General features: G+C 70.1%; 14 protein-coding genes. 9 read left to right on the top strand and 5 right to left on the bottom strand.

The features are described from left to right. The first annotated feature begins 8 nt into the window (after nucleotides 1-8). Nucleotides 9-395 carry a DAK2 domain-containing protein gene (locus AB0F81_RS37445; RefSeq protein WP_360205429.1) on the top strand — a complete coding sequence of 129 codons (387 nt, stop codon included), beginning with the start codon at nucleotides 9-11 and terminating at the stop codon, nucleotides 393-395. Nucleotides 396-425: 30 nt separating this feature from the next. Next, nucleotides 426-896, top strand: coding sequence for a protein phosphatase (locus AB0F81_RS37440; RefSeq protein ID WP_360205427.1), 471 nt, complete (start codon nucleotides 426-428; stop codon nucleotides 894-896). Here the strand turns inward: AB0F81_RS37440 and AB0F81_RS37435 are convergent. Continuing rightward, nucleotides 850-1,281, bottom strand: a complete 432-nt coding sequence (locus AB0F81_RS37435) for a MarR family transcriptional regulator (protein WP_360205425.1) — start codon at nucleotides 1,279-1,281, stop codon at nucleotides 850-852. The genes AB0F81_RS37440 and AB0F81_RS37435 overlap by 47 nt on opposite strands. A 62-nt stretch (nucleotides 1,282-1,343) precedes the next feature. Between AB0F81_RS37435 and AB0F81_RS37430 the strand changes: the two genes are divergently transcribed. From AB0F81_RS37430 to urtE, 6 genes are all read left to right on the top strand, one after another. Beyond that, nucleotides 1,344-2,399, top strand: a complete 1,056-nt coding sequence (locus AB0F81_RS37430) for a substrate-binding domain-containing protein (protein WP_360205422.1) — start codon at nucleotides 1,344-1,346, stop codon at nucleotides 2,397-2,399. Between the two features lie 288 nt (nucleotides 2,400-2,687). Next, the gene (urtA, locus tag AB0F81_RS37425; protein WP_360205420.1) at nucleotides 2,688-3,935 is read left to right on the top strand and encodes an urea ABC transporter substrate-binding protein; all 1,248 of its coding nucleotides are present in this window, start codon (nucleotides 2,688-2,690) and stop codon (nucleotides 3,933-3,935) included. Further along, complete coding sequence (gene urtB, locus AB0F81_RS37420; protein WP_360205417.1) at nucleotides 3,932-4,819, top strand: urea ABC transporter permease subunit UrtB; 888 nt, start codon at nucleotides 3,932-3,934, stop codon at nucleotides 4,817-4,819. The genes urtA and urtB overlap by 4 nt, the downstream gene beginning before the upstream one ends. Next, entirely contained in the window at nucleotides 4,816-5,904 is a 1,089-nt protein-coding gene (gene urtC / locus AB0F81_RS37415) for an urea ABC transporter permease subunit UrtC (RefSeq protein ID WP_360205414.1), read from the top strand. Before urtB ends, urtC begins: the two co-directional genes overlap by 4 nt. Continuing rightward, complete coding sequence (gene urtD, locus AB0F81_RS37410; RefSeq protein ID WP_360205412.1) at nucleotides 5,901-6,632, top strand: urea ABC transporter ATP-binding protein UrtD; 732 nt, start codon at nucleotides 5,901-5,903, stop codon at nucleotides 6,630-6,632. The genes urtC and urtD overlap by 4 nt, the downstream gene beginning before the upstream one ends. A gap of 91 nt (nucleotides 6,633-6,723) precedes the next feature. Beyond that, nucleotides 6,724-7,416 carry an urea ABC transporter ATP-binding subunit UrtE gene (urtE, locus tag AB0F81_RS37405; RefSeq protein WP_360205410.1) on the top strand — a complete coding sequence of 231 codons (693 nt, stop codon included), beginning with the start codon at nucleotides 6,724-6,726 and terminating at the stop codon, nucleotides 7,414-7,416. Between the two features lie 37 nt (nucleotides 7,417-7,453). On the opposite strand, the gene AB0F81_RS37400 is transcribed toward urtE, so the two are convergent. The 4 genes from AB0F81_RS37400 to AB0F81_RS37385 all read right to left on the bottom strand — a co-directional run bounded on the left by AB0F81_RS37400 (nucleotide 7,454) and on the right by AB0F81_RS37385 (nucleotide 11,841). Next, nucleotides 7,454-8,317 (bottom strand): SGNH/GDSL hydrolase family protein, encoded by an 864-nt coding sequence (locus AB0F81_RS37400; protein WP_360205407.1) that lies wholly within the window; start codon nucleotides 8,315-8,317, stop codon nucleotides 7,454-7,456. Nucleotides 8,318-8,392: 75 nt separating this feature from the next. Next, nucleotides 8,393-8,710 carry a hypothetical protein gene (locus tag AB0F81_RS37395; protein ID WP_360205404.1) on the bottom strand — a complete coding sequence of 106 codons (318 nt, stop codon included), beginning with the start codon at nucleotides 8,708-8,710 and terminating at the stop codon, nucleotides 8,393-8,395. A gap of 67 nt (nucleotides 8,711-8,777) precedes the next feature. Further along, entirely contained in the window at nucleotides 8,778-10,310 is a 1,533-nt protein-coding gene (locus AB0F81_RS37390; protein WP_360205402.1) for a M1 family metallopeptidase, read from the bottom strand. 67 nt (nucleotides 10,311-10,377) lie between these two features. Continuing rightward, entirely contained in the window at nucleotides 10,378-11,841 is a 1,464-nt protein-coding gene (locus AB0F81_RS37385) for a glycosyl hydrolase (protein ID WP_360205399.1), read from the bottom strand. Nucleotides 11,842-11,926: 85 nt separating this feature from the next. Between AB0F81_RS37385 and AB0F81_RS37380 the strand changes: the two genes are divergently transcribed. Next, on the top strand, nucleotides 11,927-13,048 hold the full coding sequence (locus AB0F81_RS37380; protein ID WP_360205396.1) for a hypothetical protein: 1,122 nt from the start codon (nucleotides 11,927-11,929) through the stop codon (nucleotides 13,046-13,048). Nucleotides 13,049-13,108: the final 60 nt, after the last annotated feature.

The following is a 13,108-nucleotide window of genomic DNA, read 5'->3' as shown; positions in this document are numbered from 1 at the left end:
CGCTCGATATCTGCCCAAGGAGACGCCGGCGAGGTCGGTGGCCGGCTGGACCTTCTTCGGGGCATTCCTGCCCAGCACGATCATCTCCGCGCTCGACCGGCCTCGACGGTGTCCGCGAGGCCTGCGACGCCGAACCCGGCGACCGCACCATGATCGACGCGCTGGCGCCGGCGGCGGCCACCTTCAGCGACCGGCTCGACGCCGGCCACCCCTGGCCGGAAGCCCTGAACGCCGCGGTCGAGGCGGCCACCGCCGGCGCGGACGCGACCGCCGACCTGCCGCCCCGGCTCGGCCGCGCCGGCCACCTGGGGCTCCGGGTGCTGGGCTGCCCCGACCCGGGCGCCCAGGCCGTGGCGGTCTGGCTGCGCGCCGCGGCGGCCGCCATCATCCCGTGAGCTCTGGACGCCGTGCGGGATCATCGACGGATGACCGAAATGGAGTGGAAGGAAGGCAGCGCCGGGGTTCTGCGCCTGCCGTCCGGGCGGCTGGTGCGCGGCCGGGGGCTGCGCGATCCGATGCCGGCGGGACATCCGCCCCAGTTCGGCGTCTACCTGCTCGGCTCCGCGCCGGAGGAGTTCGGGTGGACCAGCCGGTGGGTGCGGTGGCGGGACTTCTGGGTGCCGGCCGACCCGTCGTACGCGAAAGAGGTTTTGACCGAGGCCTGGCGCCGCGCCGAGGGTGAGCGGGTGGAGATCGCCTGCGGTGGCGGCCGTGGCCGCACCGGCACCGCGCTGGCGTGCCTCGCCGTGCTCGACGGCGTGCCGCCGGCCGAGGCGGTCGCCTACGTGCGCCGGCACTACCATCCGCGCGCGGTGGAGACCCCCTGGCAGCGACGTTTCGTCGGGCGTTTCACCGGGGATCCACGGCCGGCTGCGCCTCCGCGTCAAGAGCCGTGATCAGGGTGCCGAGCCGGTCGAAGAGTTCGTCGTCGGCCGGCAGGCCGGCGGTGCGCTGCCGGATCTCCGCCGTCACCCGCTCGTGCAGGCGCCGGCCGCGCGCCGCCAGGTGTACCCGGATGCGCCGCCGGTCGACGTCGTCGCCCCGGCGGTAGACCAGGTTCTCCTCGACCAGGTGGTCGATCAGGCGGGTCAGGCTGCCCGGCGGCAGGAAGGCCAGCTCGGAGAGCTCGGTCATGAAGTGGCCCTTGCCGTCGGCGAGCACGGTAATGACGCGCCAGGCGTCCATCGAGCACCGCTCGGCCTTGAGGACGGTCGCGACGCGGCGGGCCAGCAGCCGCTCGGCGCGAGTGAGCAGGTACATCAGGTCGGTTGATCCCCGCATCGTCGCGATGTTACCGACCTTGCTCTCTGGAGATCGCGGGATGGATCCAGGACCATGAGGCGATGCCACCGTCCGCCACCTTCGACGTGGCCCTCGTCGTGCCGCTGCGCGGGCCGGCCGGCATCCTCGGGCCGAGCGCCGAGCTGTGCGCGCAGCTCGCCGCCGAGGAGGTGAACCGGGCCGGCGGCATCCTCGGCCGGGAGTTGCGCCTGGTGCCGGTCGATGGCGGCGCTCCCCCGCCGGCGGTGGCGGCGGAGGTGGCCGCGCTGGTCGACTCCGGAGCGGTGCAGGGGGTGACCGGATGGCACATCTCGACGGTCCGGCAGGCGATCGCCCCGCGCGTCGCCGGCCGCGTGCCCTATGTGTACACCGCGCTGTACGAGGGCGGCGAGCGCACCGACGGCGTCTTCCTCACCAGCGAGACCCCGGACGTGCAGCTCTTCCCGGCGATGCGCCTGCTGGGTGCGGAACGCGCCGCCCGCCGGTGGTACGTCGTGGGCAACGACTACGTCTGGCCGCGGCGCACCGCCTCGGCCGCCCGGCGGTTCGCCCACGGCGCCGGGATGAGCGTCGTCGGTGAGGATTACGTGCCGCTGTCCACGTCCGACTTCGGGCCGGTGCTGCGCCGGATCGAGCGCTCCGGCGCGGACGCCGTGCTGATGCTGCTCGTCGGCACCGACGCGGTTCGGTTCAACCGGGCCTTCGCCCGCTCCGGATCGGCCGGGCGCCTGCGGCTGAGCACCCTGATGGACGAGAACATGCTGCTGGCCAGCGGCGCGACGGCCACGACGGACCTGTTCAGCACGGCCGGATTCTTCGCCTCGATGGTGACGCGGGAGAACCTGGACCTGCACGGCCGGTACGCGGCCCGGTTCGGCGTCGAGGCGCCCCCACTGGGCAGTCTCGGCGAGTCCTGTTACGAGGGTGTGCTGCTGCTCGCCGCGCTGGTCGAGCGGGCCGGCGCCGCCGACGTGCGGGCGATCGGGGCGAACGCCGAGTCGGTGTCCTATGAGGGCCCGCGCGGTCTGCTGCGCCTGCGGCAGCGGCACGTGCGCCAGCGGATCTATCTGGCGCAGGCCCGCGGTGTCGAGTTCGACGTGCTGACCCAGCTGCCTTGACAGGCGTCCCACCGGCCCGCGAAGATGCTTCCAGACGGAAGTACCTCCTTTTCGCCGACCTATTCAGGGTCGGCTTTTTTGTTTTCTGCCGGAAACACAGGAAACGCTGTATTAAGGCGCGGGAAACGACGCGGAAATCGAAGAACATGAAACTGATGCTGCTCAGCGGATCGGCACCGTAGCTGGTCGAGGGCGCTGTCTCGCGGCACGACGACCGGCAACCCCGGCGGCCCGGACTTCCATAGACATCAATCCGAGATCGGCTGTCACAGCCGTTACGGAGGTTCCATGTTCAGGTATTCCGGCCGCCGCACCGCGGCCATTGTCGCATCCGTCGCGGTGTTCGCCGCACTCACCGCCTGCGGCGCCAAGACCACCGACAGCGCGGCCCCCGCGGCCGGCGCGGCGATCGACACCTCCGGCGACACGGTCAAGGTCGGCCTGCTGAACTCGCTCTCCGGCACCATGGCGATCAGCGAGGTGACCGTACGGGACTCGCTGCAACTGGCGATCGAGGAGATCAACGCGGCCGGCGGGGTGCTCGGCAAGAAGATCGAGGCGGTCAGCGAGGACGGCGCGTCGGACTGGCCCACGTTCGCCGAGAAGTCGCAGAAGCTGATCAGCGAGGACAAGGTGGCGGCGGTCTTCGGCTGCTGGACCTCGGCCAGCCGCAAGGCGGTCAAGCCGGTCTTCGAGAAGAACAAGTCGCTGCTGTTCTACCCGGTGCAGTACGAGGGGCTGGAGCAGTCGCCGTACATCTTCTACACCGGCGCGACCACGAACCAGCAGATCGTCCCGGGCCTGGACTACCTCAAGGCGCAGGGCAAGACCAGCGTCTACCTGGTCGGCTCGGACTATGTGTTCCCGCGCACCGCCAACAAGATCATCAAGGCGTACGCCGAGGCGAACGGCATGAAGGTGCTCGGCGAGGACTACGCGCCGCTGGGCTCCACCGAGTTCTCCACGATCGTCAACAAGGTCAAGGCCTCCGGCGCGGCCGCGGTGTTCAACACCCTCAACGGCGACAGCAACGTGGCCTTCTTCAAGGAGTACAAGGCGGCCGGCCTGACCGCCGAGGGCATGCCGGTGGTCTCCGTCTCGATCGCCGAGGAGGAGGTCAAGAGCATCGGCACGCAGTACCTGGCGGGTCAGCTCACGGCCTGGAACTACTACCAGACCACCGAGGGCGCGGCGAACAAGAAGTTCGTCGAGGCCTACAAGAAGAAGTACGGCGCGGACAAACCGACCAGTGACCCGATGGAGGCCGCGTACGTCTCGGTCCACCTGTGGAAGGCGATGGTCGAGAAGGCCGGCTCCTTCGACGTCGAGAAGGTGAAGGCGGCCGCGAACGGCATCACCTACGAGGCACCCGAGGGTCTGGTCACCGTGGACGGCCCGACCCAGCACATCCACAAGACCGCCCGGATCGGCAAGATCGGTGCGGACGGCCTGATCACCGAGGTGTGGAACTCCGGCAAGCCGATCCAGCCGGATCCGTACCTGAAGGGATACAGCTGGGCGACGGGCCTGTCGTGACACTCGTCCTCAGCCAGCTCTTCACCGGCATCAGCATCGGTGCGGTCCTGCTGCTCATCGCTCTCGGACTGTCGCTGACCTTCGGTCAGATGGGCGTCATCAACATGGCGCACGGCGAGCTGATCATGGTCGGGGCCTGCACCGTGTACGTGCTGCAGCAGGTGCTGACCGGTGCCGGCTCGTCGCTGGTGGTCGCCCTGCCGGTCGCGTTCGTGATCGCCGGCCTGATGGGTGTGCTGCTGGAGGTGCTGCTGATCCGCCGGCTCTACGCCCGCCCGCTGGACACCCTGCTGGTCACCTGGGGTGTCTCGCTGATCCTGCAGCAGCTCGCCCGGGACATCTTCGGCGCGCCGAACGTGCAGACCCGGGCACCGGAGTTCCTCACCGGCAGCATCACCGTCTTCGGTGATCTGGTGATCTCCAGCAGCCGGCTGTTCATCCTGGTGCTCGCGCTGACCGCGGTCGCCGTCCTGACCGTGGTGCTGAGGACCACCTCGCTGGGCCGGCGGATCCGGGCCGTGGTGCAGAACCGCGACCTGGCCGCCGTCTCCGGCCTGGCCACCGGCCGGGTCGACCGGCTGACCTTCTTCATCGGCTCCGGCCTGGCCGGCATCGCCGGGGTCGCGCTGACCCTGATCGGCCCGATCGGCCCGACCATGGGCACCAACATCATCGTCAACGCGTTCCTGGTCGTCGTGGTGGGCGGAATCGGACAGCTGAAGGGAACGGTCATCGTGGCGTTCGTCCTCGGCATCCTGCAGTCCATGGTGGAGTACACGACAACCGTCAGCGTCGCCAGCGTGATCGTCTTCGTCGCGATCGTCGCCTTCCTCCAGTGGCGCCCGCAGGGGCTGTTCACTCTCCGGACCAGGAGCCTGGCATGACGTACCTCAAAAAGCCGTTGGTGGGCTTCGGCGTCGCGGCGGTGCTGCTCTTCGCCGTCGCGCCGGTGGCGCTCGGCGACTTCCGGCTCAACCTGCTCGCCAAGTACCTCTGCTTCGCCATCATCGCGGTCGGCATCGGCCTCGCCTGGGGCCGGGGCGGCATGCTCACCCTCGGTCAGGGCGTCTTCTTCGGCCTCGGCGGCTACGCGATGGCGATGCACCTCAAGCTCGCCGACGCGGGTCCCGGCAACCTGCCGGACTTCATGCAGCTGTACGGCCAGCTGGACGCCCTGCCCTGGTGGTGGAAACCGTTCGCGAACCCGCTGTTCGCGCTGGCCGCCACGGTCCTGCTGCCGATGTTCGTGGCGCTGCTGCTCGGCCTGCTGATCTTCCGGCGGAAGGTGCGTGGCGCGTACTTCGCGATCCTGTCCCAGGCGCTCTGCGCGGCCTTCGCGATCCTGCTGATCGGCCAGCAGGGCACCACCGGCGGCACCAACGGGCTCACCGACATCCAGGGCTTCTTCGGCTACGACCTGAACGACCCGGTCAACCGCCGGATGATCTACTTCATCATCGCCGGGGCCCTGCTCGGCGTGCTCGCCCTGACCTGGCAGCTCAACCGCAGCCGCTACGGCGAACTGCTGGTGGCGGTCCGCGACGGCGAGGAGCGGGTGCGGTTCCTCGGCTACGACCCGGCGAACGTCAAGCTCGTCGCGTACGTCGCGGCCGCCGGCATGGCCGGCCTGGCCGGCGCCCTGTTCGTGCCGGCCGTCGGGATCATCTCGCCCGCGATGATCGGGGTGGTGCCGTCGATCGAGTTCGTCATCGGGGTCGCGGTCGGCGGCCGGGCCAGCCTGGTCGGCCCGGCGCTCGGCGCCATCGCGGTGGCGTGGGCGAAGACCGCCCTCTCCGAGCGGGCGCCGTCCGCGTGGACGTACTTCGAGGGTCTGCTCTTCATCCTGCCGATCGTGTTCCTGCCCGGCGGGCTGGCCTCGCTGGCGGGCCTGATCCGCCGGCGCCGCGCTGTCCCTGTGGAAAAGCCTGCCGCGCCTGTGGAGAAGACCCCGGCGGAGGTGGCGACATGAGCGGATTGTCGGTTCGCGACCTGCGGGTCGTCTTCGACGGGTTCGTCGCGGTCGGCGGCGTCGACCTGGACGTGCCGGCCGGCGACGTGCGGTTCATCATCGGCCCGAACGGTGCCGGCAAGACCACGCTGATCGACGCGGTCACCGGGCTGGCCAAGGCGACCGGTTCGGTCACCTTCGAGGGCCAGGAGCTGCTCGGGAGCAAGGTCCACAAGATCGCCCGGCGGGGCGTCGGGCGGACCTTCCAGACCGCCACGGTCTTCGAGGAACTCACCGTCCTGCAAAATCTCGACATCGCCGCCGGCTGGGCACGTGGCCCGCTCACCCTCTTGCGTACGCGCAAAGGCGTGCCGCCCGAGGTGGAGGCGGCCTTGGAGACCGTGCGGCTGACCGAGGTGCGCGACAAGCCGGCCGGGACGCTGGCGCACGGGCAGAAGCAGTGGCTGGAGATCGGCATGCTGCTCGTGCAGAACGCCCAGCTGTTCCTGCTCGACGAGCCGGTGGCCGGGATGAGCCACGAGGAACGCGACGCCACCGGGGAACTGCTCGGCCAGCTCAGCAGGAACCACACCGTGGTGGTGATCGAGCACGACATGGACTTCCTGCGGCGGTTCGCCCGGTCGGTCACCGTGATGCACGCCGGCAAGATTCTCTCCGAGGGCACCGTCGCCGAGGTGCAGGCCGACCCTCGCGTGCAGGAGGTCTATCTAGGACACGCGGCGGCATGACCGCCTGCACCGAGCGGCACCCGGCCGCGCCGAACGGTCGGCGCGGCCGGCGAGGGCCAGAAGGGCATGCCATGAGAGCACAGGAGGCGTGATGCTGCGGTTCGAGGACATCCACGCCGGTTACGGCCGCAGCATCGTCCTGCACGGCGTCAGCCTCACCGTGCCGACCGACGGCGTCGCCGCGGTGCTCGGGCACAACGGCGCCGGCAAGAGCACCCTGCTGCGCGCCGCGATCGGCCTGATCAGACCGCGCAGCGGCCTGATCCTGCTGGACGGCGAGGACATCACCCGGCTGGCGCCGCACGACCGGGTGGCGCGCGGCATGGCCTACGTCCCGCAGGGCCAGCAGAGCTTTCCGCACCTCACCACGCAGGAGAACCTGCAGCTGGTCGCCGACGGCCGCAGGGACGGCAAGGCGGCGATGGCCGAGGCGCTGGATCTCTTCCCGGCGCTGAAGGACCTGATGGGCCGCCGGGCCGGGCTACTCTCCGGCGGCCAGCGCCAGCAGCTCGCTCTGGCCCGAGCGCTGATCACCCGGCCGCGGCTGCTGCTGCTCGACGAGCCGACCGAGGGCATCCAGCCGTCGGTGGTCGCCGAGATCGAACAGACCATCCTCGGGCTGGCCGCCCGCGGCGGCATGTCGGTCCTGCTGGTGGAGCAGCATGTGGGCTTCGCCCTGCGGGCCGCACAGTCCTACCACGTGCTGGAGGCCGGCCGCGTCACCTCGGCCGGCGACGGCGGAGCGGAAGCCGAGTCCACCGTTCGCCAGGCTCTGACCGTCTGACCGCGGGTGATGCCGGTTTGCCGGCCGGCATCACCCGCTACCAGCCGAAGCGGCGGGGGAAGACCACGGCGGCCAGTTCGCTCTGGCCCTCGACGTTGGGGTGGAAGTAGTCGATCCGGTTCACCAGGTCCAGCGAGAAGCGGACCTCGTGGGCCCGGCCGCCGTCCCAGCGGCAGCGTTTGCCGTACGCCTTGCAGGCTGCCTCGAGCTGCTCGTTGTAGGCGTCGATGCGGTCGCGCACCCGTTCCCGCCGCTTCTCGTCGGCGGGCGCGTCGGACGCCGGGTTGGCGAGCATCGACGGGCAGATGCCGCCCTGGCTCCAGACCCGGACGGCCTGCTCGTCGCCGTGGCCCAGCTCCCACAGGCGGTAGAGGTCAGGGATGCTGACCACCAGCACGCGGGTCTTGGGCAGGCCCTTCTTGAGCCGGGCCAGGCCGCGGTCGACCTCCTTGCGGAACTGGGCCACCGACGTCATGTTCCGCACCGAGGCGGCGCAGGCGTCGTTCGCTCCGATCAGGACGGTCACGTATTGCGCCTTGACGTGGACCGCCTGGGTGGCCTGCCCGGCCAGCGCGTCGGCCTCGGCGCCCGGCTCGGCGAAGTTGCGCGCCTCGCCCTTGATCTTCGGGTTCTCCTCGAGGATCCGCCGGTAGTGACTGTCCACCGCGGAGCTGGTCCCGGTCGACCAGGAGTTACGGCTGCACGCGACGAACGCCAGGCAACTGCCGAAGCCCGCGGTGATCGAGTCGCCCAGGGCGGCCATCGACGACGGCAGCGTGGCCGGCGGCCGGCTGGTGGGGGTGTCGTCGGGCGGGTCCGGTGTGGCGCCGCCGGCTCCCTCGCAGGCGAGGGCGAACACGGCCAGGAGCGCCAGCGCGACCAGGTGCCAGCGGCGGAACATCTCGGCACAATATGCCATCAGTCTCGCCGCCGTCGACCAAATGATCACTCTGAGCAATCATCGGCACGCTTTCTGTCACGCGGTGCTGGAGATCTGGTAGCCGGCGACGAGCAGCGCGGCGAAGAGCGGCAGGACGGCCAGCCAGCCGAGCAGGACCGCGCGCCGCGCATCGCGGAAGCGGTGCAGTTGCGCGGCGAGCAGCGCCAGCAGGAGCGGGACGGCGATCAGCGCCGTCATGATCACCGCGCCGGTCCCGTCGTCGGCGAGCCCGTCGATCCAGGGCGTCTCCACCGCGGCGGCGGTCCAGAGGAACCAGGCCATGACCACCAGGAGCACCAGCGCCCAGCGGAAGACGGACAGGCCCACCCGCAGCCGGCTCGTACTTTCGATCATGCGCGGCATCCTGCCACACCGGGTCACCCGGACGGGCCGGGCGGAAATCCGCCCGGCCCACCGGTGATCAGTGCTGGTGGAGCAGTTCGTGGGTCTCGCTGATCTTCGCCAGCGACTTCGGGGCGACCGGGGCCGAGCGGGCCAGCGCCGCGGCACCCGGCAGGGCCGGCTTCGACGGCGTGTAGAGCCAGGCCTGGAAGAGCGCGTCGAGGTCCTCGCCGGAGATCTTCTCGGCGAAGGCGGTGAACTCCTCCGTGGTCGCGTTGCCGTGCTGCTTCTCGGCGGCCCAGCCGCGCACGATCGCGAAGAAGTCCGCGTCGCCGACGGCCAGCCGCAGCTGGTGCAGCGTCATCGCGCCGCGGTCGTAGACGGCGTCACCGAACAGCTGCGGCACACCCGGATCGGCCGGCGCGGTGGTCCAGATGTCGGCGTCGTCCGGATAGGTGGCGTAGAGGTAGTCGAAGATCTCCTGGGCGGTGCCCTCCTCGTTCTTCTCCGACCACAGCCACTCGGCGTAGGTGGCGAAGCCCTCGTTGAGCCAGATGTGCTTCCACTCGGCCACCGCGACCGAGTCGCCGAACCACTGGTGCGCCATCTCGTGCACGACCACCGAGGTGTTGGAGCCACGGCGGAAGAAGCCGGCCGAGTACGTCGGCCGCGTCTGGTTCTCCAGGGCGAAGGTGAGCGTGTCCGGCGGCGCGACGAGCCCGCCGATCGCCTCGAACGGGTACGGCCCGAAGATCGTCTCCTCCCACTCGGTGATCTCGGCGGTCCGCTCGATGCTGGCCTCCGCGGCGTCCCGGAAGTCCTGCGTGAGCAGCTGGGAGTAGGCGTTGTAGACCGGCAGGCCACCCTCGGTGGTGTCGGTGGTGACGTCGTACTGCCCGACCGCGAGGAAGGTCAGGTACGTCGCCTGCGGTTTCACGGAACGCCAGCTCCACCGGGTGTAGCCGAGCGTCTCGCGGACCGGCGGGCGGGGCATGACGCCGTTGCTGATCGCCTCGACGCCGGTCGGCACCGAGACCGACACGTCGAAGGTCGCCTTGTCGATCGGGTGGTCGTTGCTCGGGTACCACCACCAGGCGATCTCCGGTTCGCCGATGGCGAGAGCGCCGTCCGGCGTACGGATCCAGGCGGTGAAGCCGGCGCCGACCTCGGTCGAGGGCGTCCCGGAGTACTGCACCACCACTGTCATCGCGCCGTCGTCGGCGATCGGGCGGGCCGGTGTCACGACCAGCTCGTGCTCACCCACGCGCGTGAAGGTGGCCGGCCGGTTGTTCACCCGCACCGAGGAGACGTCGAGCAGGAAATCGAGGTTGAACCGGCTGAGATCCTGTGTGGCGGTGGCCAGGATCGTCGTGGTGCCGGTGAGCCGGTCGGTGGCCGGCGTGTAACGCAGGCGGATGTCGTAGTGAGAGACGTCGTACCCGCTGTTGCCGTAATCCGGGTAGTACTCGTCGCCCACCCCGGGGCCTCCCGGGGCCGGCGCGGCACGGTGGTGCTGCGGCGCGGCAACGGAAACGGGCGTGGCCTCGGCGGCCACGCCCGTTCCGGCGAGGGTCAACGTCGTGGCGGTCAGGGCCACGAGCAGTCTTCGCACGGTCGAACTTCCTTCCGTAGGTCGGAGTTCCCCCGCCAACCTATCGAAGGACATCGAAGATTTTCTGTCAGGACATCGCCACATCGTCGAACCAGACGGTGCCGGTGTTGTCGCCGGACTTGAGGTGGAGCTGGACGCTGGTCGCGCCGGCCGGGGCGGTCGCCTCGATGACGAGCTTGGTCCAGGTGGTGTTGCCGGCGGGCAGGCGGTTCGAGAGGTTCTGGCCGAGCCACTTGCCGTTGACGTCGAACCAGCTCAGCGACATCTCGGTGGTGCCGGTCGCGTTGATGCCGCGGGCGAAGGACTCGGCGCGCCACCGGTAGCCGGCCTGGACGGGCGTGATCGGGGCGGTGACCACCGACGGCAGCCCGGCCGAGGTACGCGTGGTGCCGGCGAACTTGATCGACTTGGTGCCGTTGCGGGGCATGTCGGTGGTGACCACGCCGGCGCCGGCCTGCGGCTGGTTCTCGCGCCACGGCGAGTCGACCTCGGCGGCCTCGAAGCCCAGGTTCAGGAAGCTGTTCGGCATGGTGCCGGTCGTCCAGGCGGTGCGGACCACGGAGGCGGCGAGCTTGGCGGTGCCGTTGGCGCGGTAGAGGCCGAACTTGTACTGGGCCGGCAGCGTCGAGACGATCGAGTTGCTGGGGATGGCACCGGTCGAGAAGTCGTTCAGCGTCCACGGCGACACCGAGCCGACGCCGGCCTCCTTGGCGGCACGGAACACCCGGGCCAGGTAGGCAGCCTGCTCCCCTTCGCTAACCACCGCACTGCTCACCCCGGTCTCGCCGATGACGATCGGAGAGGGTGCGACCGCGGCCTGGGCCTTGCGGATCTCGGCGAGCGAACGCTCCGAGTTGCCGTAGAAGTGGAAGTCGTAGTAGTCCAGCGGGGTCGCGGTCAGCTCCGCCTTGATCTTCGCCATGCCGGCCGCGCCGGTGGCGCCGTCGACCGAGAGGGTCAGCGGCATGGCCGGGGCCGCGGCACGGATCGCCGGGATGACCTGGCGGACCCAGGTGACAGCGGCGGTGTCGTTCGGCTGGAACTCGTTCTTCACCTCGACCGCGATCACCCGCGGGTCGTTCACGTACGGGGCCAGCACGGCCTTCGCCCAGGTGACGCTGTTCGCCACGTCGGTGTAGCCGGCCCACCAGTCGAAGAGGGTCACCTTGACGGTGAGGCCCTTCGCGTCCGCGATGCTGATGAACTTGCGCAGCTTCTCGGTGTACTCGGTCTTCGGCTGCGGGTAGCCGAACGCCTGCGGGAAGACGATCACCCGGACGTTGTCCGCCCCGAGCGCGGCGATCTTGGCCATGTCCTGCTCGATGCGGGTGGCGTTGAAGTTGGTCCACATGGCCGACCAGCCGGCGTCGGACGGGTAGTAGTTCAGCGACTTGGCCACCTTCACCGCGGCCATCCGGTCCGCCATGGTCGGCGCCGCGGTCGTGGCCGCCTGGGCCTGGGAGACCGGCAGAACCATGCACAGCAGGAACGAGAAGGTCAGGATGTACGCGCGGAAGCGGGTGCTGGTCATCGGGGGTTGGCCTCTTCGCTTGGGTTGCTTTTCGGGGGGTGACCTCTCATTCGGCGGGTTTCACCCGGGTTGCAGGCCTCGGCTGATGGCAAAGAGGTTGCAGAACGGGAGCGTGGTCAACCTGAACCCGGGGCTCGGCGGCGGTGTTCTCCCAGACATGTACACCCACCCATGGCCGTCCTCCGCGACGGAGTACTACCCGTATCCGGGCGAGGCGTCGGCCGTCGCCGTCACCATGAAGTACTCGTGGCTCGGGTTCCTGTTGGGGCTGTTCACCCCGGTTCTGGAGATCGACGGTCAGCCGGTCCCGGCCGGCTGGCGACGGCCGATCGTGGCGCCGGTCGCGCCGGGGCAGCACCACGTCCACGTGCACGTGCCGTACCTGATGCCCCGCCGCATCGGGAAGGCCGACCTGATCGTCACCGCGGCGCCCGGCCAGACCGTCGAGCTGGAGTACCGGGCCCCGCTGATCGTCTACATGCGCGGCGCCCTCGGGGCCGGGCCGCAGAAGTACCCCGGCCTGGTGGCCTCGGTGATCCTGCTCGTCCTGCTCATGCTGATGGCGCTCTGCTCGTTCGGCGGGACGCTGGCCATGAACCGGGCGGCGGCCCTCTCCACGTCGGACTCCAGCCGGAGCATCCCCGAGCTGCCCGGGCTGCCGGCGTCCGCGCCCGCGCTGCCGAACCTGCCCGAGCCACCGGCCGGCGAGGAGAAGCCCGCGCTCAAGGAGGGGCAGCCGGGCCGCCGGCTCACCGGGGCCACCTTCGAGGACGGGGAGAAGACGTTCACCATGCAGTTCGAGGGGTGGCCGTTCGCCTTCCGTACGCCGCAGAGCTGGGGCTGCCTCGTCGCCCGGACCGACATCCCGGACTCCAAGGCCTACATCTGCGTCGACGAGGGCAACCCGGGCAGCGGCAAGCGTCTCGCCGTCCTGCTGCGAGCCTGCCCGGCGCCGTGCGGCGCCAAGCAGCAGAACACGCTGAGCAAGAACTGGTTCCGCGCCGGCGAGAAACCGCGCAAGTTCGACGCCACCACGAAGTTCCTCGAGGTGGAGAAGAGCCGCTACCAGCTCGTCATGAGCCACTTCTTCGCCGCGACCGGCGAGGGCCGGCCGCAGTGGCAGGTGGCGCTGGACGCCACGTCGCCGGTGAAGTCCCGCGCCGAGATGCAGAAGGTCGTCAACGAGATCCTCACCCAGACTTCGTGACCGAGGCGTTCGCGCCGAGGAAGAAGATGCCCGGCAGCCCGTCGGTCTCGAATCCCGCGC

Source organism: Actinoplanes sp. NPDC024001 (genome assembly GCF_040638955.1).
In the GTDB taxonomy this organism is placed as follows: domain Bacteria; phylum Actinomycetota; class Actinomycetes; order Mycobacteriales; family Micromonosporaceae; genus Actinoplanes.
The sequence above is the reverse complement of the archived record's forward strand: the minus strand, read 5'-3'. Positions and strand labels throughout refer to the sequence as shown.